The sequence below is a fragment of the Phaeobacter sp. NW0010-22 genome, from assembly GCF_040365955.1.
Lineage (GTDB): Bacteria > Pseudomonadota > Alphaproteobacteria > Rhodobacterales > Rhodobacteraceae > OMPR01.
In genome coordinates, this window is record NZ_BAABWT010000006.1 from 258,454 (window position 1) to 279,879 (window position 21,426).

The 21,426-nt window shown below is 58.1% G+C and carries 21 protein-coding genes and 1 riboswitch; of the genes, 18 read left to right on the forward strand and 3 right to left on the reverse strand.

Annotation, left to right across the window (positions count from 1 at the left end; all coding sequences use genetic code 11):
• The first annotated feature begins 4 nt into the window (after positions 1-4).
• Genes cobN through cobJ form a run of 5 tightly spaced genes read left to right on the forward strand, consistent with a single transcriptional unit; the run spans position 5 to position 6,540 of the window.
• Positions 5-3,298: a cobaltochelatase subunit CobN gene (cobN, locus tag ABWV33_RS15000; protein ID WP_353331879.1), complete on the forward strand. Its 3,294-nt coding sequence runs from the start codon at positions 5-7 to the stop codon at positions 3,296-3,298.
• Positions 3,295-4,422 carry a precorrin-3B synthase gene (gene cobG / locus ABWV33_RS15005; RefSeq protein ID WP_353331881.1) on the forward strand — a complete coding sequence of 376 codons (1,128 nt, stop codon included), beginning with the start codon at positions 3,295-3,297 and terminating at the stop codon, positions 4,420-4,422. The genes cobN and cobG overlap by 4 nt, the downstream gene beginning before the upstream one ends.
• Complete coding sequence (locus tag ABWV33_RS15010; RefSeq protein ID WP_353331883.1) at positions 4,422-5,051, forward strand: precorrin-8X methylmutase; 630 nt, start codon at positions 4,422-4,424, stop codon at positions 5,049-5,051. Before cobG ends, ABWV33_RS15010 begins: the two co-directional genes overlap by 1 nt.
• The gene (locus ABWV33_RS15015; protein WP_113825942.1) at positions 5,048-5,776 is read left to right on the forward strand and encodes a precorrin-2 C(20)-methyltransferase; all 729 of its coding nucleotides are present in this window, start codon (positions 5,048-5,050) and stop codon (positions 5,774-5,776) included. The genes ABWV33_RS15010 and ABWV33_RS15015 overlap by 4 nt, the downstream gene beginning before the upstream one ends.
• Positions 5,773-6,540: a precorrin-3B C(17)-methyltransferase gene (gene cobJ, locus ABWV33_RS15020; RefSeq protein ID WP_113825941.1), complete on the forward strand. Its 768-nt coding sequence runs from the start codon at positions 5,773-5,775 to the stop codon at positions 6,538-6,540. Before ABWV33_RS15015 ends, cobJ begins: the two co-directional genes overlap by 4 nt.
• Here cobJ and ABWV33_RS15025 read toward each other — a convergent pair.
• The gene (locus ABWV33_RS15025; RefSeq protein WP_353331885.1) at positions 6,531-7,262 is read right to left on the reverse strand and encodes a cobalt-precorrin-6A reductase; all 732 of its coding nucleotides are present in this window, start codon (positions 7,260-7,262) and stop codon (positions 6,531-6,533) included. The two genes, cobJ and ABWV33_RS15025, sit on opposite strands and share 10 nt — an antisense overlap.
• Between ABWV33_RS15025 and cbiE the strand changes: the two genes are divergently transcribed.
• The 9 genes from cbiE to ABWV33_RS15070 all read left to right on the forward strand — a co-directional run bounded on the left by cbiE (position 7,261) and on the right by ABWV33_RS15070 (position 14,100).
• Positions 7,261-8,460, forward strand: a complete 1,200-nt coding sequence (cbiE, locus tag ABWV33_RS15030; protein WP_353331887.1) for a precorrin-6y C5,15-methyltransferase (decarboxylating) subunit CbiE — start codon at positions 7,261-7,263, stop codon at positions 8,458-8,460. The two genes, ABWV33_RS15025 and cbiE, sit on opposite strands and share 2 nt — an antisense overlap.
• Entirely contained in the window at positions 8,457-8,825 is a 369-nt protein-coding gene (locus ABWV33_RS15035) for a cobalamin biosynthesis protein (protein WP_353331889.1), read from the forward strand. Before cbiE ends, ABWV33_RS15035 begins: the two co-directional genes overlap by 4 nt.
• Positions 8,822-9,616, forward strand: coding sequence for a precorrin-4 C(11)-methyltransferase (gene cobM, locus ABWV33_RS15040; RefSeq protein ID WP_353331891.1), 795 nt, complete (start codon positions 8,822-8,824; stop codon positions 9,614-9,616). The genes ABWV33_RS15035 and cobM overlap by 4 nt, the downstream gene beginning before the upstream one ends.
• Entirely contained in the window at positions 9,603-10,925 is a 1,323-nt protein-coding gene (locus tag ABWV33_RS15045; RefSeq protein ID WP_353331893.1) for a cobyrinic acid a,c-diamide synthase CobB, read from the forward strand. Before cobM ends, ABWV33_RS15045 begins: the two co-directional genes overlap by 14 nt.
• Entirely contained in the window at positions 10,922-11,650 is a 729-nt protein-coding gene (gene cobA, locus ABWV33_RS15050) for a uroporphyrinogen-III C-methyltransferase (protein ID WP_353331895.1), read from the forward strand. The genes ABWV33_RS15045 and cobA overlap by 4 nt, the downstream gene beginning before the upstream one ends.
• Complete coding sequence (gene cobF / locus ABWV33_RS15055) at positions 11,643-12,386, forward strand: precorrin-6A synthase (deacetylating) (RefSeq protein WP_353331897.1); 744 nt, start codon at positions 11,643-11,645, stop codon at positions 12,384-12,386. Before cobA ends, cobF begins: the two co-directional genes overlap by 8 nt.
• A 43-nt stretch (positions 12,387-12,429) precedes the next feature.
• Positions 12,430-12,638: riboswitch (cobalamin riboswitch) on the forward strand.
• 36 nt (positions 12,639-12,674) lie between these two features.
• Positions 12,675-12,845 (forward strand): CbtB domain-containing protein, encoded by a 171-nt coding sequence (locus tag ABWV33_RS15060; protein WP_113825933.1) that lies wholly within the window; start codon positions 12,675-12,677, stop codon positions 12,843-12,845.
• Between the two features lie 4 nt (positions 12,846-12,849).
• A complete protein-coding gene (locus ABWV33_RS15065; RefSeq protein ID WP_353332010.1) occupies positions 12,850-13,536 on the forward strand; it encodes a CbtA family protein in 687 nt (228 codons plus the stop codon).
• A gap of 69 nt (positions 13,537-13,605) precedes the next feature.
• Complete coding sequence (locus ABWV33_RS15070) at positions 13,606-14,100, forward strand: hypothetical protein (protein ID WP_121998655.1); 495 nt, start codon at positions 13,606-13,608, stop codon at positions 14,098-14,100.
• A 92-nt stretch (positions 14,101-14,192) separates the two neighbouring features.
• On the opposite strand, the gene ABWV33_RS15075 is transcribed toward ABWV33_RS15070, so the two are convergent.
• Together ABWV33_RS15075 and ABWV33_RS15080 are read right to left on the reverse strand one after the other, a co-directional pair.
• Positions 14,193-14,549, reverse strand: a complete 357-nt coding sequence (locus tag ABWV33_RS15075) for a DUF1636 family protein (protein ID WP_353331900.1) — start codon at positions 14,547-14,549, stop codon at positions 14,193-14,195.
• A 230-nt stretch (positions 14,550-14,779) separates the two neighbouring features.
• Entirely contained in the window at positions 14,780-16,330 is a 1,551-nt protein-coding gene (locus ABWV33_RS15080) for an acetolactate synthase large subunit (RefSeq protein WP_353331902.1), read from the reverse strand.
• A 179-nt stretch (positions 16,331-16,509) separates the two neighbouring features.
• Between ABWV33_RS15080 and ABWV33_RS15085 the strand changes: the two genes are divergently transcribed.
• The 4 genes from ABWV33_RS15085 to ABWV33_RS15100 all read left to right on the forward strand — a co-directional run bounded on the left by ABWV33_RS15085 (position 16,510) and on the right by ABWV33_RS15100 (position 21,408).
• Positions 16,510-16,980: a DUF302 domain-containing protein gene (locus ABWV33_RS15085; protein ID WP_502930916.1), complete on the forward strand. Its 471-nt coding sequence runs from the start codon at positions 16,510-16,512 to the stop codon at positions 16,978-16,980.
• A 91-nt stretch (positions 16,981-17,071) separates the two neighbouring features.
• Complete coding sequence (locus ABWV33_RS15090) at positions 17,072-18,691, forward strand: thiamine pyrophosphate-binding protein (protein ID WP_353331904.1); 1,620 nt, start codon at positions 17,072-17,074, stop codon at positions 18,689-18,691.
• On the forward strand, positions 18,678-19,862 hold the full coding sequence (locus tag ABWV33_RS15095; protein ID WP_353331906.1) for a CaiB/BaiF CoA transferase family protein: 1,185 nt from the start codon (positions 18,678-18,680) through the stop codon (positions 19,860-19,862). Before ABWV33_RS15090 ends, ABWV33_RS15095 begins: the two co-directional genes overlap by 14 nt.
• A 178-nt stretch (positions 19,863-20,040) precedes the next feature.
• Complete coding sequence (locus ABWV33_RS15100; protein WP_353331908.1) at positions 20,041-21,408, forward strand: tetratricopeptide repeat protein; 1,368 nt, start codon at positions 20,041-20,043, stop codon at positions 21,406-21,408.
• Positions 21,409-21,426: the final 18 nt, after the last annotated feature.

Genomic DNA, 21,426 nt, shown 5'->3' on the forward strand with positions numbered 1-21,426 from the left:
ACCAATGCATGTCGTCTTTCGCGAAAGCCACGGGTTAGAAGAATCTGAAACCCCAACCGATCTGGGTCAAAGCCCGGCGGATCTGGTGGTGCTGTCTTATTCAGACAGCGACCTTGGCGCTTTTGCGGCGGGCTGGCATCGCGGTGGTGGACCAGATGGGCACATGCCCACCTTGCGGCTGGCCAATCTGACCGCGCTCAAGCACCCCCTATCTGTCGACACCTATGTGGAACAGACGCTAGAGGGGGCCAAAGGCATCCTAATCCGTCTAATCGGCGGGGTGCCCTATTGGTCTTATGGGTTGCAACAGGTCCTCAGCCTCGCCCAATCCAAAGGGTTGGCGTTGGCGGTTTTGCCAGCGGATGGGCGCGAAGACACTCGTCTGGATGACTATTCAACCCTGCCCGTCTCGACCCTGCGACGCCTGGCGCATTTGTGCGACACGGGCGGCGAAGTCGCGGCACAGGCTGCACTGGCGCAAATGGCGCTTGCGACCGGGCTTTATGCCAAGCCGGTGATGGGGTCTAAATCCCTGCCTGAATGCGGTGCCTGGTGCCCGGATCGGGGTGTGATTGCCCCCGAAACTGCATTTCAGGGCGACAAACCCCGTGTGTTGGTCAGCTTTTACCGGGCCTATTTAACTGCTGCGGATACCGCGCCAATTGCCGCCGTCATTCGTGCCTTTCGCGCCCGCGGGTATGAGGCGGTCGGCCTGTTTGCTCCCTCACTCAAAGCACCCAATTCAGCCAAATGGCTGGCCGAGCAGGTCGTTGCTCTGTCCCCTGCGGCGATCGTCAATGCCACCGCGTTTTCTGGCAAAGGGGCCAAGGGAACATCTCCGCTAGATGCGGCTGGAGTCCCTGTATTTCAGGTCGCGCTCGCCACGTCACGCCGCAAAGCCTGGGCCGAAGCGGAACGCGGCCTGTCCCCGGCAGATCTGGCCATGCACGTGGTTTTACCCGAAGTGGACGGCCGCATCACTGCTGGTATCGTTTCGTTCAAGGAACCCGGTAAACGCGATCCCCAGCTGGAATATTCTCGCTTTGCGCACCGCCCTGAACAGGAACGCATTGAAACGGTTGTGAACCGGGTGTCCGGCTGGATACGAATTGGCATCAAACCTAAAGCCGAGATCACCCCAGTGCTGGTCCTTTCGACCTACCCCGGCAAAGACTGGCAGATGGCCCACGCGGTGGGTTTGGATGCCTTGGCATCAGCCGAAGCTGCCCTGACAGACCTGCAAGAAAATGGGTACAAAACCCACGCAGATAGCGCGCTCCACGAAGAACTGCAAAATAAGACCATTTCATGGCCCGCAGCAGAGTACAGCCAAGCTCTTGCCACATTGCCACCACAGTTACGCCAAAATTTGCATGATGCATGGGGTGATTTTCAGAATGATCCTGCGTTTTCGCAAGAGGCATTCCACTTCAACGCGACCCTACGTGGCAAAGCCATCGTGGCACTGCAACCCGAACGCGGCACGCCAAAATTGCGCGAGGATGAATATCACGACCTGTCGCGCACGCCCCGTCATGGATACGTCGCGTTTTACCTTTGGCTCCGGCATGAGCAGCACGCAGATGCCCTGATCCACATGGGGGCACATGGCACCTTGGAATGGCTTCCCGGAAAGTCGGTTGCGTTGTCAAACGATTGCTGGCCCGAAGCTTTGGTTGGTGATTTGCCCGTTATCTATCCCTTTATCGTCAATGACCCCGGCGAGGCCGCGCAAGCCAAACGCCGCATTGGTGCCGTGACCTTGGGACATATTCCACCGGCCCTGCGCGAAAGCGGAACACCCGACAAGATGGTGCGGCTCGAAACACTGTTAGACGAATTCTCAAACGCGGATGGTCTGGATCCCAAGAGGCGTGACCGCCTGCAAGCCGATATCCGAAGCGAAGCCCAAGCCATTGGCTTGGAGCAGGATCTGGGATTGGACAGCGCTACGTCATTGGCTGAGGCACTGACTCGCATCGACCGGTTTGTCTGTGACATCAAGGAAAGCCAGTTCGGCGATGGCCTGCACATTTATGGCCGCGTTCCCGAGGTTGTTGGCAACTTTGACCCCACCCCGTCGGCAGATGCCGAACGCACTGGTTTATTGAATGCCCTTGCCGGAAAGCGGATCGAGGCTGGCCCCTCGGGCTCCCCATATCGGGGGCGCAGCGACGTGCTGCCAACCGGGCGCAATCTGTTCACAACCGACCCACGATCCGTCCCTACACGCGCCGCCTATACCCAAGGTGTCAAATTGGCCGAAGAACTGGTGCGCCGCCACCTTCAGGAAGAAGGCGATTACCCCAAGGGCTTGATTGTTGATCTCTGGGGGTCTGCAACCATGCGCACCGCTGGCGAAGAATTCGCGATGGCCTTGCATTTGCTAGGGGTCAAACCCGTCTGGGACAAAGGTTCAGAACGTGTTTCGGGTATCGAGGTGTTGCCGATCACGGATTTGGATCGCCCCCGTTTGGATGTAACCCTGCGTGTGTCGGGCCTGTTCCGCGATGTATTCCCGACCTTGTCGGCCCTCTATGGTCGCGCCGTACGCGCGCTGTGCGCCCGTGACGAAGCCGCAGATTGGAACCCCTATGCCGGACAATCCCCTGCCGCTCGCGTCTACGGGCCTGCACCAGGCAGCTATGGCGTAGGCATGGGGGAACTCAGTGAAACATTCACCGAAGAGGCGCGCGTCGCCGCAGGGCAAGCTTGGCTAAACGCCAGTTCCTTTGCCCTCGAAGGCGAGCATATCGCCCAAGATCTGGATGGTATCACCGATCGTGTCGCCAAGGCCGACAGCTTTGTACACCTGCAAGACTTGAGTGAAACTGACCTTTTGTTGGCAAACGATTATGCCACGCACGAGGCTGGATTTGCCGCCGCCAAGAAAGCAACCGGCGGCAAAGCCCAGCTTTATCACTTGGACAACACCAACCCTGACACCCCCCGCGCCCGGACCTTGCCCGAGGAAATTGCGCGCGTTGTCCGTGCCCGCGCCGCCAACCCGGCGTGGATCGGTGGCATGCAACGCCATGGGTTCCGAGGGGCTGCCGAAATCGCCGCAACGTTGGACCACATGGCCTCGTTCGCGCATCTGTCCGGCACTGTTGCCCCGCATTTGTTCGATCTTTACCACGATGCCACCCTTGGCGATCCAGAGGTCGAAGCGTTTCTGAAAAACGCCAACCCGCAAGCACTAGAGGCAATGCAGGACAAATTCCGCGCCCTGTACGAGGCCGGTTTGTGGGACACACGCCGCAATTCCCTGCGGGCCGAGATGGAGGGGCTGTTGTGAGCGCGCCACTGGTCCGTGGCTGGTGCCCCAGCGCGCATAGACCGATGATGTCGGGCGATGGATTGGTTGTCCGAGTACGTCCGCGCGTGGCGCGCCTAACTGCGGATCAGATCCTTGGCCTGTGCAAGGTGGCCCAGACCTATGGCAACGGAACAATTGATCTGACAAACCGCGCCAATCTGCAGGTGCGCGGTGTTTCAGAGGCAGATCATCAACCAATGTTGGCCGGCTTGGCTGCGCTTGATCTGTTGGATCGAGAACCCGGGATCGAACGCAAACGCAACATTCTGGTCTCTCCGCTATACGACCAAGGGGATTTGACCGTCCAACTGGTATCAGAACTGACTGATCGGTTGGCAGAGCTGCCCGATATTCCAGCTAAATTTGGGTTCGCGGTGGATACTGGGCCCGCGCCTGTGATGACCGATTATTCAGCAGACATCCGCTTGGAACGATCTGATGATGGACTGATCTTGCGGGCTGACGGAACAGACACCGGACGCTTAGTAAGCCAAGCCGAGGCAATCGATACGCTGATCGAGCTGACCCATTGGTTTGCCCAAAATCACACCCAAGATGCCCGGCGCATGGCTCCTTTGGTGCGCAACATTACTCTGCCAAACATTTGGCAAGGCACTGCCCCCAATCCCCCCGAGGCCCAGATGTCCCCCGGCATGACGAAGCTAGGCCCAGTGTACGGCGCACCCTTTGGGGCATTGCCCGCACAGGCGCTCAGCGACCTTATCCAGCAAAGCGGCGCGGCCGCATTGCGTGTCACCCCTTGGCGCCTGATCCTGCTCGAAGGTGGTACCTCAATTGAAACCGACGCGTTTGTGACTGCACCAAACGATCCGCTACTGACAACCGACGCCTGCCCCGGTGCGCCTTTCTGCCCGCAGGCCCAAGTCGCAACCCGCGAAATTGCTAGCGCTCTTGCCAGCAAAACCTCTGGCAGCCTGCACGTGTCTGGATGTGTCAAAGGCTGCGCCCGACAATTGCCCGCTGATGTGACCCTTGTGGGGCATGCGGGACGATTTGATCTTGTAAAACATGGCCGCGCAGGAGATGAGCCCTGCCAACGTGGCCTAAGTCCCGAAACATTATTGAGCATGGATCTGACCTGATGCCCTATGAATATGAAACCAACGGCGCGGCTATCTATAAACAGAGCTTTGCGACAATCCGGTCCGAAGCAAATCTAGCCCGCTTTGACGCCGACGAAGAGCAAGTTGCCGTTCGCATGATCCACGCGGCCGGAATGGTCGGCCTCGAAGAATTCGTACACTTTTCCCCCAATTTCGTACCATCCGCACGGACGGCGATGGAAAACGGTGCGCCGATCTTTTGCGATGCGCGTATGGTCTCAGAAGGCGTGACACGGTTTCGGCTGCCCGCGGACAACGAAGTGATCTGCACCCTGCATGATGAGCGCGTGCGTCCTTTGGCGGAAAAGATGTCCAACACGCGGTCTGCTGCGGCGCTGGAATTGTGGCGCGACAAACTGGAAGGCGCTGTCGTGGCCATCGGCAACGCGCCCACCGCCCTGTTCCACCTGCTGAACATGCTAGAAGACCCCGGCTGCCCGCGCCCCGCCGCAATCATAGGCTGCCCTGTTGGGTTTGTCGGTGCCGTCGAATCCAAAGATGCCTTGTGGGAAGCACAGCCAGTTCCCTCGGTCATCGTTCAAGGTCGTTTGGGCGGTTCGGCCATCACCGTTGCTGCGATCAACGCCATCGCGAGCCGTGCGGAATGAGCAGCGGAACCATATACGGTCTGGGCCTTGGCCCTGGCAATCCAGAATTGATGAGCGTCAAGTCTGACCGCCTGCTGCGCAACGCACGCCACGTCGCGTATTTTCGTAAAGCCGGGAAATCGGGTCAGGCGCGTCGCATTGTCGATGGGATGTTGCCGGAAAACGTCATCGAATTCCCGATGGAATACCCAGTTACGACCGAAATACCTCTGACAGATCCGCGCTACAACGAAGTGCTCGCCGCGTTTTACGTCGATTGCACCGTGCGATTGAAAGAACTGTCTGATCAGGGCGAGGATGTGGTTGTTCTGTGTGAAGGTGATCCGTTCTTTTACGGCTCTTTCATGCACCTCTACACGCGTCTAAAGGATCACGCTCCCGTCGACGTCGTGCCAGCGATCACAGGCATGTCCGGTGCATGGACCGCCACTGGCGATCCGATCACATGGGGCGATGATGTTCTTACTGTATTGGTTGGCACGCTCTCCGAAGAGGAGCTTACCCGGCGCATGTCGGACACCGACGCATTGGTGGTGATGAAGATCGGGCGCAATATCGACAAGGTCAAACGCGCGCTGACGGCCGCCGGTTTGTTTGATCGCGCGTGGATCGTTGAGTTTGCGCAAATGCCAAACCAGACAGTGACAAAGCTGTCCGAAGCGGCGGACGGCGTCACGCCCTATTTCTCGATCATCATTGTGCACGGACAAGGTCGGCGACCATGAGCGGCTGGGTCAAAATCGCGGGCCTTGGCCCGGGAAAAGAGGCACTGGTCACCCCTGAGGTAACCGAGGCCCTGAGCCAAGCCACCGATATTGTTGGCTATATTCCCTATGTGGCCCGGATTGCCGAACGCCCCGGATTGACACTGCATGCCAGCGACAACCGGGTTGAAATCGATCGGTCCCAGCACGCGCTGCAAATGGCCAGCGAAGGCAAACGCGTCGTTGTCGTCTCGTCAGGTGATCCCGGTGTATTTGCGATGGCATCGGCGGTTTTCGAGGCCGTGGACAATGGCCCCGCTGAATGGCGCGAGTTGCAGATTGACGTTTTGCCCGGCATCACCGCCATGCTGGCCGCCGCTGCCCGTGCAGGTGCACCGTTGGGACATGATTTCTGCACCATCAATCTGAGCGATAACCTAAAGCCTTGGGAGATCATCGAAAAACGTCTGCGTCTTGCGGCGCAGGCTGATTTTGCCATGGCGTTTTACAATCCCCGCGCCAAATCCCGTCCCGGTAAGTTTGAGCGCGTGTTAGAAATCTTGCGCGAAGAGTGTGAGCCAGAGCGGTTGATCCTGTTTGCCCGTGCCGTGTCCACGGATGAAGAAGCCTTGCGCATTTCGCCCCTATCCGAAGCAACGCCAGAGATGGCGGACATGCGCACGATGGTTATTGTCGGCTCGTCGCTGACCCGGGTGATCGAACGCAAAGGCGATCCGATCCTCTACACCCCTCGGTTCATCGCCAAAGATCAGGCTCAAGAATGAGCCAGCCAGTCCAAGACTTGCGTGGTGGTTGCCAGCTCGGTCCTTTGCGGGACAACGGGTCTGTCAATCATCAGCACGGGCAGCCCAAGATGGCGCGCGGCGTCCAACTTGGCGCGCGCCCCTGTGCCACCCGCATTCTTGGACACGACCAGTTCGGTTTTATGCGCCTGCATCAGGGTGATATCGTCGTCCAGCGTGAACGGGCCGCGCGCGACAACGATCTGGGCCTTGGGCATCGGGACACTGTCGGGTTCATCAACCAACCGCAGCAGATAGTCATGCTGGGGCTGCGCGGCAAAGTCTTGCAGATGCATGCGGCCAACAGCAAGGAACACCCGCTGGGTCGCGCCCTGCAACGCCGTAACCGCAGCCGAAATATCCGCCACATGATGCCAGTTATCGCCAGCGCTGCTTTGCCATGCGGGACGGGTCAGCGCGGCGAGCGCAATTCCCGTCTGGGCGCACGCCTTGGCGGCGTTCTGGCTCATTTGCGCGGCAAAGGGATGGGTCGCATCAACGACGTGGGTCACCGCGTTTTCCGTGATGTAGCGCGTCAGCCCATCGGCCCCACCAAACCCACCGACCCGCGTCGGCAAGGGTTGCGGGCGCGGGCTTTCCACACGTCCCGCGTAAGAATAAGTGGCATTCACCCCCTGTTCGCACACAGCTTTGGCCAAGGCGTTGGCTTCGGTGGTGCCGCCAAGAATCAGGAGATGGGACATGGGTAACGCTCCGTGGCTGACCGTAATTGGGTTGGGCGAAGATGGACTGGATGGCCTGTCCCCCGCAAGCCGTCAAGTGCTGGACGACGCAGAGGTCATCATGGCCCCGCCCCGGCATCTGTCTTTGGTTCCGCACGGACCACAGGACCGGATAGAATGGCCTGTTCCCTATGTGGATGGGTTCGAGAAACTGCTGGATCTGCGGGGGAAGAAAACCGTTGTATTGGCGTCAGGCGATCCGTTTTGGTTTGGCGCGGGGTCTGTGATTGCGCGCAATCTGGCGCTCGAAGAATGGACCGCCCTGCCTGGTCCATCGACCTTTTCGTTGGCGGCGGCACGTCTGGCCTGGCCGTTGGAGCAAACCCTGACGATGGGATTACACGCAGCCCCCTTGGCGCGCTTGCGGCCCCATCTGGCGCGCGGTGTCCGGGCGATTGTGTTGCTGCGTGATGGCGATGCGGTGCTTGATCTGGCGGAATGGCTGACGGCGTTGGGATTTGGCGACACGACACTGAATGTGATGGAGGCCCTCGGTGGGCCACGTGAACGCATGCGACAGGGGACAGCGCAAGCCCTTGGATTTGATGACATCGCCCATCCGGTTTGCGTTGGGTTGGACCTCGATGGATCCGGGGCAAGCATCCCCAAGGCCAGTGGCATACCGGACACTTTGTTTGAAACGGACGGGCAGATCACCAAACGGCCCATCCGTGCGCTGACCCTGTCGGCCTTGGCCCCGCAACAGGGCGAGCATCTGTGGGATATTGGCGGTGGCACCGGCTCTATCGGCATCGAATGGCTGATGAGCCATCCCAGTGTGACGGCCACCACTATCGAGCCTCGTGCAGATCGCGCCGAACGCATTCGCCGGAATGCTGATGCGTTTGGGCAGGATCGTTTAGAAATCGTACACGGGCTGGCACCGGATGCGTTGGTTGGGCTTACGCCCCCCGATGTTGTTTTCATCGGCGGCGGTTTCAGTGAAAGCCTGATGGGTTGGTTGCACGAAACGCTTCCGGCCGGGACACGCTTGGTCGCCAACGCGGTCACCTTGGAAAGTGAGGCGGCGCTGGCTTTGTGGCACGGGAAACTTGGCGGGGACTTGTTGCGGATCGAACTGGCGCAATCTGCCCCCTTGGGTCTACGGCGCGGCTGGAAATCCGCCTATCCGGTGGTGCAGTGGAGCGTGATGCTATGATTGTTGCGGGTCTAGGGTTTTCCTCAACCGCCAGCGCTGACAGCCTGCGAGCGGCCTATGATCTGGCCAGCGCGAACCATGTCGTAACCGATTTAGCGACTGTTGCCGACAAAGACGGGCATCCTGCGCTATCCGATTTTGCGCACTCCGTGAACTTGCCACTCCATCTTATTGCTGCTGACGACCTTTCAGGGCAGCGCACCCTCACCTGCTCTCCGCGTAGCCGTGCCACATATGGCACCGGCAGCGTCGCCGAAGCTGCGGCCCTTGCGGCCGCGGGATCTGGCGCGCGGCTGCTTTCCCCCAGACACATCTCGACCGACCGCCTTGCCACTTGTGCGGTCGCAATTGGAGCCCCTTCATGACTGTTCATTTCATTGGTGCCGGACCCGGTGCCGCCGATCTTTTGACCCTGCGTGGGCGTGATATCATCGCGGCGTGTCCCGTGTGCTTGTATGCTGGATCTTTGGTTCCTGATGAAATCCTGAGCCATTGCCCCGATGATGCGAAAATCATCAACACAGCAGCTATGGATTTGGACGCAATCGTGGCCGAGATCAAAGTCGCTGATGCCGCTGGCCAAGACATTGCGCGCCTGCATTCCGGCGATCTGTCGGTCTGGTCTGCGATGGGCGAACAGATCCGTCGGCTCAAAGCTGAAGGCATTGCGGTCAGCGTCACACCCGGCGTGCCGTCGTTCGCTGCAGCCGCAGCCGCATTGGGCACCGAGCTGACCCTGCCCGGGTTGGCCCAATCCGTCGTCCTGACCCGAACCCCGGGGCGCGCGTCATCTATGCCCGAGGGCGAAACCCTCAGCAATTTTGCGGCGACGGGTGCGACACTGGCGATCCACCTGTCGATTGGCAATCTGGACACAGTGATTGCAGATTTGACCCCTGCGTATGGCGCGGACTGCCCGGTAGCCGTGGTCTATCGTGCCAGCTGGCCAGATGAACAGATCATCCGGGCCACATTGGAGACATTGAAAGACTCACTTGACGAAAGTATCTCGCGCACCGCGTTGATCCTTGTTGGTCCTGCCTTGGCAGGCGAAGGGTTCACCGAGAGCTGTTTATATTCAAAAGATTATGACCGTCGGTATCGCCCGCAAAGCGCCGAGAGCCCTTGGTCGAGCTGGAGCCATGGCGATGACTAACCCTCCCGGAGTATTGATTTCAGCGCCGTCCTCGGGGACGGGAAAAACAACCGTGATGCTGGGCCTGTTGCGGGCTTTGGCCGAAGATGGGATGGCCGTGCAGCCATTCAAAAGCGGCCCGGATTACATTGACCCTGCGTTCCATCTGGCGGCAGCCAAACGGCCGTCGTTCAACATTGACAGCTGGGCGATGGGCGAGGACTTGCTGAACGCGATTTCTGCGCAGGCCGCTGGCGCAGACATCGTTGTGGCCGAAGGGTCCATGGGGCTGTTTGACGGGGTCGCTAAACCCGGCGCAGTGGGCCATGGCACCAGCGCTGAAACTGCTCTGCGCATGGGATGGCCGGTTGTTCTGGTTCTGGACGTTGGTGGGCAAGCCCAATCAGCCGCCGCGACCGCGCTCGGGTTTCGAATGTACAACCCAGACCTGCCGTTTGCCGGTGTGATCCTGAACCGCTGCGCCAGTCCGCGCCACGAACGTCTGACCCGCTTGGGCATGGAACGCGCTGGCCTGCCTGTGTTGGGTGTGCTGCCCCGCCGTGGCGATCTGGCTCTGCCTGAACGGCATTTGGGTTTGATCCAAGCTGTCGAACACCCCGATCTGGAGGCGGCCATTGCAGGTTATGCGACGTTCCTGCGTGACCACGTTGATTTGGATGCGATCAAGGCGGCGGCGGCCTCAGGCCCGGTTGGGCCATCGTCGGTCGCGCTGCCGCGCCCACCCGCGCAACGGATCGCTTTGGCGCGCGATGCTGCGTTCTCTTTCACCTATCCGCATTTGCTTAAGGGGTGGCGCGACGCCGGGGCCGAAATCCTGCCGTTTTCGCCGTTAGCTGATGAGGCCCCAGACGCAGATGCCGATCTGGTTTGGTTGCCCGGTGGCTATCCAGAGCTTCATGCAGGAACCTTGGCGGCCGCTGAAACATTCCTGACCGGGTTACGCACACATGCCGAAACCAAACCCGTACACGGCGAATGTGGGGGGTATATGGCATTGGGTGAAGGGTTGGTTGACAAGGACGGCACCCGGCATCGGATGGCAGGTCTGTTGGGCTTGGTCACCTCTTATGAAAAGCGCAAATTTAATCTGGGTTATCGCAAGGCCGAATTGATCGCGCCAATGCCCGGATTTTCCGTTGGTGCCGCTTTGCGGGGTCATGAATTTCACTATTCTTCGATCCTGGAACAGCCCGATCCGCCATTGGCTCGCGTCTTTGACGCTGAAGGTGCCGAAGGCCCACAAACCGGGTCTGTCAGAGGCCATGTCACCGGCACATTTTTCCACCTGATCGCAGAGGCCGAGGCATGACCGGATTTGTCTCGTTCATCGGATCAGGCCCCGGTGATCCTGAATTGTTGACGTTGAAAGCCGTTGATCGGTTGGGCAAGGCAGATGCAGTCCTGTTTGACGATCTTAGCAGCGGTCCTATCCTAACCCACGCCCACCCCGACGCGGATATGGTGGGGGTTGGCAAACGTGCCGGACGCCCCTCGCCCAAGCAAGATCACGTGAGTCGTTTATTGGTGGATTACGCCGAAACCGGTGCCCATGTTGTGCGGCTTAAATCCGGTGACGGGGGCATGTTTGGCCGATTGGAAGAAGAGCTGGTCGCGTTGCAGGCGGCGGGTATTGAATATGAGATCATTCCGGGAATTCCATCCGCAGTTGCAGCTGCTGCGGCAGCAGGCATTCCATTGACCCGGCGCCTGACAGCCCGTCGGGTTCAGTTTGTGACCGGCCATGATGTCAGTGGTGAGTTGCCCGACGATTTGAACCTGACTGCCTTGGCGGATTCGCAAGCGACAACCGTGGTGTTCATGGGCAAACGCACTTTTCCATTGCTGGTAAATGCACTGCACGCTCATGGACTGCCGCTGGAGACACCCGCGATGTTGGCAGAGGCGGTTTCCACGCCAACTCAAGCCCTGCATCGGACCACGATGGGCGCATTGGCCAAACGCTTGGAGTCTGAAATTGGCTCGGCACCTGCTTTGATTCTGTACGGTCCTTTGGCGGAATTTAACGATGTTTGAATTGAACCTGATCGGCATCGGCACTGGGAACCCGGATCACGTGACTTTTCAGGGGGCACAGGCAATCCGTGACGCGGATTTAATCCTGATTCCGCGCAAGGGAAACAACAAAGCGGACCTTGCTGGCATTCGCGAACAAATCATCGAACAAGTGTCTGACACGCCTGTACAAATTGCCTATTTTGATATCCCCGAGCGCAAGTCGGAAGATGGGTATTTAAGGGGTGTAGACGACTGGCACGACGCAATTGCATTGCGGTGGCAAGACACAATCGCAGCGCATGCCGGAGTACAACAAGTAGCCTTGCTGATCTGGGGTGATCCATCTCTTTATGACAGCTCCCTGCGCATTGCATCCCGGCTTGCGCCTGCTCCGAAAATTCGGGTCATTCCCGGTATCACTGCCTTGCAAGCGCTGACTGCTGCCCACGCGATACCGATCAACGATATTGGTGCGCCTTATGTCGTCACGACCGGACGCCGGATCCGCGATGAAGGCTGGCCAGCGGGTGTTGAAAAGGTTGCGGTCATGCTGGATGGGGAGTGTTCGTTTCAACATCTTCCTATGGGCGCTTATCACATTTGGTGGGGCGCTTACGTCGGCATGAAGGAACAGATTCTCATCCAAGGCCCTTTGGATGACGTTGCACAGAGTATTTTGGACACGCGCGCCACCGCGCGGGCGGATCATGGCTGGATCATGGACATCTATTTGCTCAAAAAGCGCGCAAACTGACCTGAAGTGTCGCGAATCGTGATTGCGTCACCGCACCGATCACGGTTAGATGGAATGGCTTGGTCCTGCTGGAGCAATCTGGATGCTAAGAGGGAATTGGGTGCGACCGTGAAAACGGACAATGCCCAAGCCGCCCCCGCGACTGTAAGCGGCGAGCGTCTGTCCAATCAGCCACTCATGGGGTTCCATGGGGAAGGCGGACAGAGGCATCGACCCGTGAGCCAGGAGACCTGCCAAGCAAAAACTGTAACACCAGCCGTCGGGTGCGACGGCTTTGGAGGATAGAATATGACGACGAAGACACTTAAGGCATCTGCAGCAGGCTTTGGTTTCGCACCAGCACTGTTCGCTGTTGTTCTGGGCTTGGGTATTGTGACCCTGACCGGACACGTACAGGCATCTGCCCTGCATGACGCCGCACATGACGTGCGTCACGCAACTGGCTTTCCCTGCCACTAAGCACGTGTTTTCCCGCATTTTGACCAGCGCGTTGTTCGCTGGTGCTGCAGCAGGGCTGATTGCCGCCATGCTGCAGTTGGTGTTTGTGCAACCTGTTTTGTTGCATGCCGAGCTCTATGAGTCCGGGGAATTGGTGCATTTCGGCGCTGAGGCTGTCAGCGCTCATCCGGACCTGCCGGGCATTGACCTGATGCGCGACGGGCTGAGTATCATTTTCACGATGCTCACGTACACCGGATATGCACTTGTGATGGTTGCGCTGATGGCTATGGCCGAAGGTCAGGGACACACGATCAATGGGCGCACTGGTTTGCTGTGGGGTATGGCAGGTTTCATTGCCTTCCATTTCGCTCCCGGATTGACACTGGCACCTGAAGTGCCTGGTGTTGCCGCTGCAGATGTTGGCGCGCGCCAGATCTGGTGGACCGGGACGGTGGCTTCGGCTGCTGTTGCCATGTGGCTGATTGCCTTTGCACGATCCTGGATGCTGTGGGGTGTAGCCGCTGTGTTGTTGCTTGCACCGCATATTATCGGAGCTCCTGAACCGGCTGTCTTTACCGGCCCGGTGCCAACAGAGATAGGCGCACTGTTTGCTGCCCGTGCCTTTGGCGTTGGTATGGCTGCCTGGGTCCTTGTCGGATGCTTTGCCGGTTATTTTTGGAACACTGAAGGCGCCCGCGCCGAAGCTTAAACCACACACAGACCTTCTCCCCTGCCAGAGCTTTCTTTGGCAGGGGTTTTCATTTTCTGAGGAAAACCCATGTCTCGTTCACTTGCTCTGTTTGGAATTGGCTTGATCTTTGGGGGCGGCGCAGGGTTTGTTCTGGCCGCGGCCAATGGCGCCACATTCACAGGCCATGACCATTCGGACCCAGCCCAGCACGGGTCAAGCGCTGCAGAAATGGCGGCACATGATCATACCACTCCGGTCAACGTGCCAGCCGGATCAGATGCGCCCAGTCTTTCGATTGCGGTTCACAAAGACCCGATGGCAGGTTGGAATCTACACGTCATGCCAAAGAACTTTCGCTTTGCGCCAGAGAACGCATCGGCACAGGATGTCACCGGTGAAGGTCATGCCCACGTCTATGTGAATGGTGCAAAACTTTCGCGCCTCTACGGCGATTGGATGCACTTGACCAATTTGCCAAAGGGGGATGTTGAAATCAAAGTGTCCCTAAACGCAAACAGCCATAGCCCCCTGATGGTTGAGAGTGTCCCAGTGAGCGCCTCTGCTAACATTCAGGTCGACTAAAATTCGACCCTTCGCCGCCGCCACGCCCCTAGAGATGGGGAGCACTAAGGCAGCGATGTTGCGATCTAATAAAGGTACGCTGTTCCCTGTCATTACAGCGCTGGCAGTCGCGCTTTGAGACACAGCCGAAGACGCCCACAGGATCGGGCGTCTTCGATCCAGCCCTTTGGACTGTCCAAATAAGACTGACATGTCGCCGCAATATCCGCTGCATCCGTTACAGGTTCGACATCGGAAAAAACGTAAGTGGCCCGTCCTGTCCCTTGCAAACCAATGGTCACTGGCGCCCCACAGGCATTGAGGCAGGGATGTTCCGCAAGTTCGACATGTGACTGCAGCCCAGCCTGGCACAATGCCTCTTGAACGGATTCAATTTGCTCCGCGGTAGTCGCGTGGCTTTGACACGTCGAGCACAACACGAGACGGATTTGATCACTGGGTGGATGCATTAACCGGGTTACCTAAACTCTGATTTGCGTCTTTTGTCGCCAAACCGAAACTGTGACAAGCGCGTTTCCTTAGCGATATTCAGATTTCAGCCCCCTGCGCGGCCTTTGGCCTTGCGTCCTGCGGACGGCGGGCACGGCGTAGCCCAGATCGGCTTTGCCGCTCTGGGCTACGCCCAACGGAAGGAGATGTTCCACTTGGGACAGCGACGACGGGCGGGAGGGCTTTGAGATCAAAGAAGAACCTCGATTAGATGTGGTCCGGGGACCTCTTGCGTGCGCAGCATTTCAGCCTCTAAATCCTCTGCCGTTTCGACGGTACATCCCGGTACCCCCATACTGTTTGCTTGTGCCACCCAATCCACATGTGGGTTCTGCAGCGTCAGCATATCCACGGCCCGCGGTCCGGGATTTTGAACGCCTACATTGGTCAGTTCACCTCGCAAAATTTCGTAGGTTCGGTTCGCAAAGATCACGACCGTGATATTCAGGTTTTCACGTGCCATCGTCCAAAGCGCCTGTGGCATGTACAGTGCCGACCCGTCCCCCGTCAGCGTCAAAACGGGGCGATCCGGGCAGGCAACCGCTGCGCCGATCGCAGCTGAAAGCGAGTAGCCAATCGATCCTCCGCAATTGTTCAGCCATGTATGTGGGGCCGCGCCCAACGTTGCAGGGTGAAAGGCACGCCCGGTGGTTATTGATTCATCCACCACGATGGCATTGTGTGGAATTGTCTGCCCTATCACCGTTGCAATGGTTTCTGGTGTAGCAGGCCCCGTCACTTCAAATCGCGTCAATGGCTCTGCAACGTGAGCACGTGCATTTTGCGCCCCAACACGTGCACATAGAGATTGAAGAACAGATTGCAGGTCCCTATCCGCACCAGCCAAGGCGGTGATCTCGGCATCTGGGTTTGTCAAAACCGCAGGCTTACCCGGATAAGCAAAAAACCCGATCGGGGCCCGCGCTCCGACTAGAACAATCCGTTTGAACTGGCTCAAACGTTCGACAGCCAGATCGATCGGATAGGGGACGCGGCCCACAGGAACGCGCCCTGCCCCGCGCTCCATTCGGGCATTCGACCACTCGGACAAGAGAGCGCACCCTGTATGTGCTGCGATCTTCCCCGCCAGGAGCAACGCCTCTTCGGTTAAAGCCTGCCCCCCCAACAGCAGCAAAGTATCGGGTCCGGCCAGTGCAGCAGCCGCTTGATCCAACACTTCACTGTCGCAGGTTTCAAGGTCCGGAGTTGGCAATGTCGGGCCGATTGCCCCCCCTAATGTCCAAGCGGTATCGCTTGGCAACACCAGCGTCGCAATTTGCCCGGGCACAGTGCTTGCGGCGTGAACAGCGCGCGCCGCATCTGCCCCAACATCGGTTGCCGAGGTTGAGGTATGAACCCAATGGGACACAGGGCGCGCAAGGCCCTCGATATCTGCGGTCAGGGGCGCATCCAATTCGATGTGAGTCGACGCATGTTCACCGACAATATTCACAACGCCCGACCCTGCCTTTTTTGCATTGTGTAAATTTGAAATGCCATTGGCCAACCCCGGACCAAGGTGCAAGAGCGTTGAAGCGGGCTTTCGTGCCATCCGCCAGTACCCGTCGGCCGCACCTGTTGCGACACCTTCGAACAACACAAGGATCGATCGCAGTCCGGGAATATGATCCAAGGCAGCAACAAAATGCATTTCAGAAGTGCCGGGGTTGGTGAAACAAACCTCGACCCCGCTTTCAATCAAGGAATGCACCAGGCTTTCGGCCCCATTCATTTCAGACATGTTCAATCTCCCCTCTTGCACGCATGGGCGACCATAAGCCGCCAATCCCAAGGGGGTAAATGGGGGGAATGCACGCGAATGTGACCCTGTACCCGCTGATCGTGACCCCGCGGCCCCTGCCGCCTGAAACAATTGCGATGTAAAATGGGATCATATTTTTCTCGTATGTGAGCTTTGATATGAAACATCTCCCACTACAATTCGCCTTTCTCATGGCTTCTGTGCCCGCCCTTGCTCAAGATGCAACCCCTCGGGATGGGTGGGCCATTCACCCAACGGACAAGCCATATTCCGAACTGGTGCTAGCCGTAAAATCAGCGGTTAAAGCCAACGGTATGGCTGTGGTAACCGAGGCCGGGCCGACCGGCGCGGCGGCGAGCCGAGGCATCACCATTCCCGGCAATCGGGTGATTGGGGCCTTTAACAATGACTTTGCCGTGCGTATTCTCGCGCTTTCCACATCCGCCATGATCGAGGCCCCGGTCCGTTTCTATGTTACCGAAAACGACGACGGCACTGCGACCCTTTCGTATAAAAAACCCAGTTTCGTTTTCGCGCCCTATGTGGACGAAGGCGGGGCCACGTTGACCGAGATCGCCGCAGAATTGGATGCCCGGTTCGAAGCCGTCGCGACCTCTGTGAACGAATAACCGATCTCAGCTGGTCACACTGCTGTGAAAGGTCTTGCGCCCATGGTCACACTCCGCATGCTCCGCAGCACACAGACTCGGAGCGTCGATCATGCAAGACCTTTCCCCACGCGCAGCAGATCTGCTCGCTCAACGGCTCTTTGAAGCCGGTTGCCGTCACGCATTTGGAATGCCCGGCGGCGAAGTTCTGACGCTGGTCGATGCGTTGGAACAGGCGGGGATCGCTTTCCATTTGGCAAAGCACGAAAACGCAGCAGGTTTCATGGCTGAAGCCGTGCACCACCGCGATGGCGCGCCTGCCATTTTGGTGGCGACGCTTGGTCCCGGTGCCATGAACGGGATTAACGTGGTGGCGAATGCGTTTCAGGATCGTGTGCCCATGATCGTGCTGACCGGCTGTGTCGATGCGGACGAAGCGCTTACCTATACGCATCAGGTTATGGATCATGCGCAAGTCTATAGCTCGATCACTAAGGGCACATTCTGCCTGACGGCCAAGGGCGCGGACATCATTGCAGACAAAGCCGTTTCATTGGCAACCCAACAACGCCCCGGCCCGGTCCACATCGATGTGCCGATTTCGGTGGCAGATACCAAAGTCGCGACGCCGCGTTTGCGGCGCTTGATCCCCGCTGCCAAGGTCGCCCCTTGCGGTGCGCATTTGGAACAGGCGCGGGACTGGATAAAACAAGCAGATCGTCCCGTCGCGATTATTGGACTGGATGTTTTAAGCGACGGTTCGGCCCCAATTGTTCAGGCCTTTCTTGAACACTTCTCAATTCCTTTCGTGACCACATATAAGGCCAAAGGCATCATCGCCGAAGATCACCCGCTGTGTCTGGGTGGTGCTGGATTATCCCCGTTGGCCGACAAGCACTTGATCCCGTTGATTGAGCAATCTGATCTGGTTCTTTGTCTCGGGTATGATCCCATCGAAATGCGCCCCGGTTGGCGTGACATTTGGGACCCGGCGAAAACGCGCGTCATTGATATCGCTGCCGTGGAAAACGATCACTACATGCATCAGGCGGGTCTGAATATCATCGCGAATACAGGTGCCACGTTAGAGGCAATCGCCAAAGGTGTTGCAGCCCATCCAACATGGACCAACGGTGCTCCGTCGGCCGTGAAGGAAGAGTTGGCAAAAGCCTTCCCGCATGATGATGAGTGGGGGCCGGCTGCAGTCATCGCTGAAACCCGCGTCGCCCTGCCCGCAAATACTCTGGCAACGGCTGACAGTGGGGCGCACCGCATTCTATTGTCTCAGATGTGGGATTGCTCTGAGCCTCGCGGGCTTATTCAATCCTCTGCCCTATGCACCATGGGTTGTGCTGTCCCGATGGCGATTGGGCTGCAACTGGTTGAACCCACCCGACCCGTCATCAGCTTTTCCGGTGATGCTGGGTTCTTGATGGTTGCCGGTGAACTGGCAACGGCGGCCGAGCTGGGGGGCAACCCGATCTTTTTGGTATTCGTTGATGCCAGCCTAGCCCTGATCGAACTGAAACAACGCCAACGCCAGATGAAAAATCGCGGAGTAGATTTTGGCCACCACGATTATGCAGCCATGGGCCGCGCCTTTGGTGGTCAGGGACACACCGTCCGCAACCGGTCCGAATTGAGAGCAGCCCTGAACGCGGCGCAAACAGCGGACACGTTCACTGTGATCGCGGCTGAAATTGATCGGGAGGGGTACGATGGCCGTATCTAAAGGCGCCTTGGAAGGCGTCAAAGTTCTGGACCTGACCCGCATTCTGGCAGGACCGACCTGTACACAGTTACTGGGGGATCTTGGGGCATCGGTGCTGAAAATCGAAAACCCCGGAACCGATGGGGATGACACCCGTCAGTGGGGCCCGCCCTATGTCACAGATGCAGAAGGCAACCCAAGCGATCTGAGCGCGTACTTTATGTCGGCCAATCGCAACAAACGTTCCGTTGCTATCGATATCACCACGACCAAAGGGCAGGATATCATCCGCCAATTGGCGGCCCAGGCGGACATTCTGGTCGAAAATTTCAAGCCCGGCGGATTGGCAAAATACGGGTTGGACTTTGACACCCTGTCGAACGAACTTCCGGGTCTCGTGTACTGCTCTATTTCGGGATATGGGCAAACCGGTCCCAACGCCTCTAAGCCCGGTTATGATTTGATGGCACAAGGCTATGGCGGGATCATGTCACTGACTGGCGACCCCGAGGGGGCACCGATGAAGGTTGGCGTTGGAATCGCAGACGTCATGTGTGGAATGTACGCAACCGTTGGCATTCTCGCAGCCCTGCGCCATGCCGAGCGCACCGGCGAGGGTCAGCAAATCGACATCGCATTGGTTGATTCTCAGGTGGCCTGGCTGATCAACGAGGGAACAAACTATTTAACCTCGAACACCTTGCCGCAACGCCGTGGCAACGGGCATCCAAATATCGTGCCCTATGATGTGTATGAAACCAAAGATGGGCACGTCATTCTTGCAGTTGGAAATGACACGCAGTTTCGCCGGTTTTGTGATTTTATCGGTCTTGATAGCCTGCCGGATGCCCCTGAATATGCCACGAACCCAGCCCGTTTAGAAAACCGCGACAGCCTGAATGCACAGCTGCGCCCGGCGATTGCACAACGCACAACATCCGAAGTCATTGCGGGCCTAGAGGCGCGCAAAGTTCCGGTTGGCCCGGTTCAGACCTTGGATCAGGTGTTTGACAGCGCGCAAGTCGAAGCGCGCGGTATGAAAATTCCAATGCAAACAGACCCCGGTGCAGTCCATCTGATTGGCAATCCACTGAACCTGTCACGCACACCTGTAACATATCGGCGCCCACCCCCGACCTTTGGCGCGGATACTGAGTCAGTCTTACAGGCCCAAAACCCCTTTGAAGACTGAAACACGCAGCCTTTTGCGCGGGGAATAGCTGAAACATCCCCTTGAATAAGCGGATTTTCTCGCGCGATTGCACACATCCTTTCACCAATTCGCGAGCGGCGTCGATACTCGTGCCAGCCTCCCATAGAGTTAGGTAAGGCATTGAAAGCCAGCACTCACAAACGGATTGGAAATTGGCATGAAACAGGACATTTTTGGGCAGATGAACAGCCTGGCCCACGCAGACAGCGTTGCGGCGTGGGATGGGGTGTTGCTCGGTTTCATGGCACATTCGGCCGTGACACCACAGCATCTGGCCAAAGTGTTACAGGCCGAACCCAATTTCGCATTAGGTCATGCGATAAAAGGGATCTTTACCATCCTGCTGGGACGCCGCGAGCTATACGCCACTGCTGCAGAGGCCTTGGCCACGGCAGAGCGCGCGATGCAGCAGCACCCAATTTCGGAGCGCGAGAAACTTTATGTTGATGCCCTGCGGATCTGGCTTGCCGGGCAACCAACAGCAGCCTTGATGCGGTTCGAAAAGATTTTGGTTAATCATCCCGAAGACACACTGGCGATGAAGCTCAGCCATGCGACCCGCTTTGTTTTAGGGGATAGCCAGGGCATGCGCCGGTCGATTGAACGTGTCATGCCAGCTTATGCCCCCGACCATCCGGGTCGCGGGTATTTGCTGGGCTGTCACGCCTTTTCATTGGAAGAAACCGGGGCCTATGAGAAAGCTGAAATCGCTGGGCGTCAGGCGCTGTGGATGGTTTCGGATGATGCTTGGGGTTTGCATGCAGTGGCGCACGTTCACGATATGACGGGCAACGCAGCACAGGGGCTCGACTGGCTCGCAGGGCGTGAAGAGGCTTGGACGCACTGTAACAATTTCCGCTACCATGTCTGGTGGCACAAAGCACTGATGCATCTGGACCTTGGTCAGATAGATCAGGTGTTTGAGCTCTACGACGTTGAAATTCGTAAAGACAAAACGGACGATTATCGCGATATTTCGAATGCAACCTCCCTGTTGTCCCGGCTCGAACTAGAGGGAGTGAACGTCGGTTCGCGCTGGGAAGAGCTGGCTGATCTCAGTGCTGCGCGCACCGAAGACGGTTGTCTGATTTTCGCTGACCTGCACTATCTCTTGGCATTGACCGGTGACAACCGCGAAGACGCGACAGCAAAAATGCTGCAACGCATTCACCGCGACACGAAGCAGACCGACGATATGAGCCGTCGGATGGCGGATCCCGGCCTAGCAGCTGCACAAGGGCTTGAGGCCTTTGGAGATGGTCAATATGGCGTGGCATTCGATCACCTGCTGACGGTACGCGGATCGATGCATCTGGCCGGCGGAAGCCACGCGCAGCGCGATGTATTCGAACGCATTACCATCGACTCGGGTCTGCGTGCAGGTCGTCTGGATGCTGTGGAGCGGATCCTTGACGACCGACGGGCAAAACGGGCGGGTGGAGAAGACAACTATGCGCTTGCGCGCCGCGCCCTTATTGCAACCGGGCGTGATCAGGGTGGCGCGCAGAGCGTCCCTGCCGAATAAGACCGAGAAGGACACAGA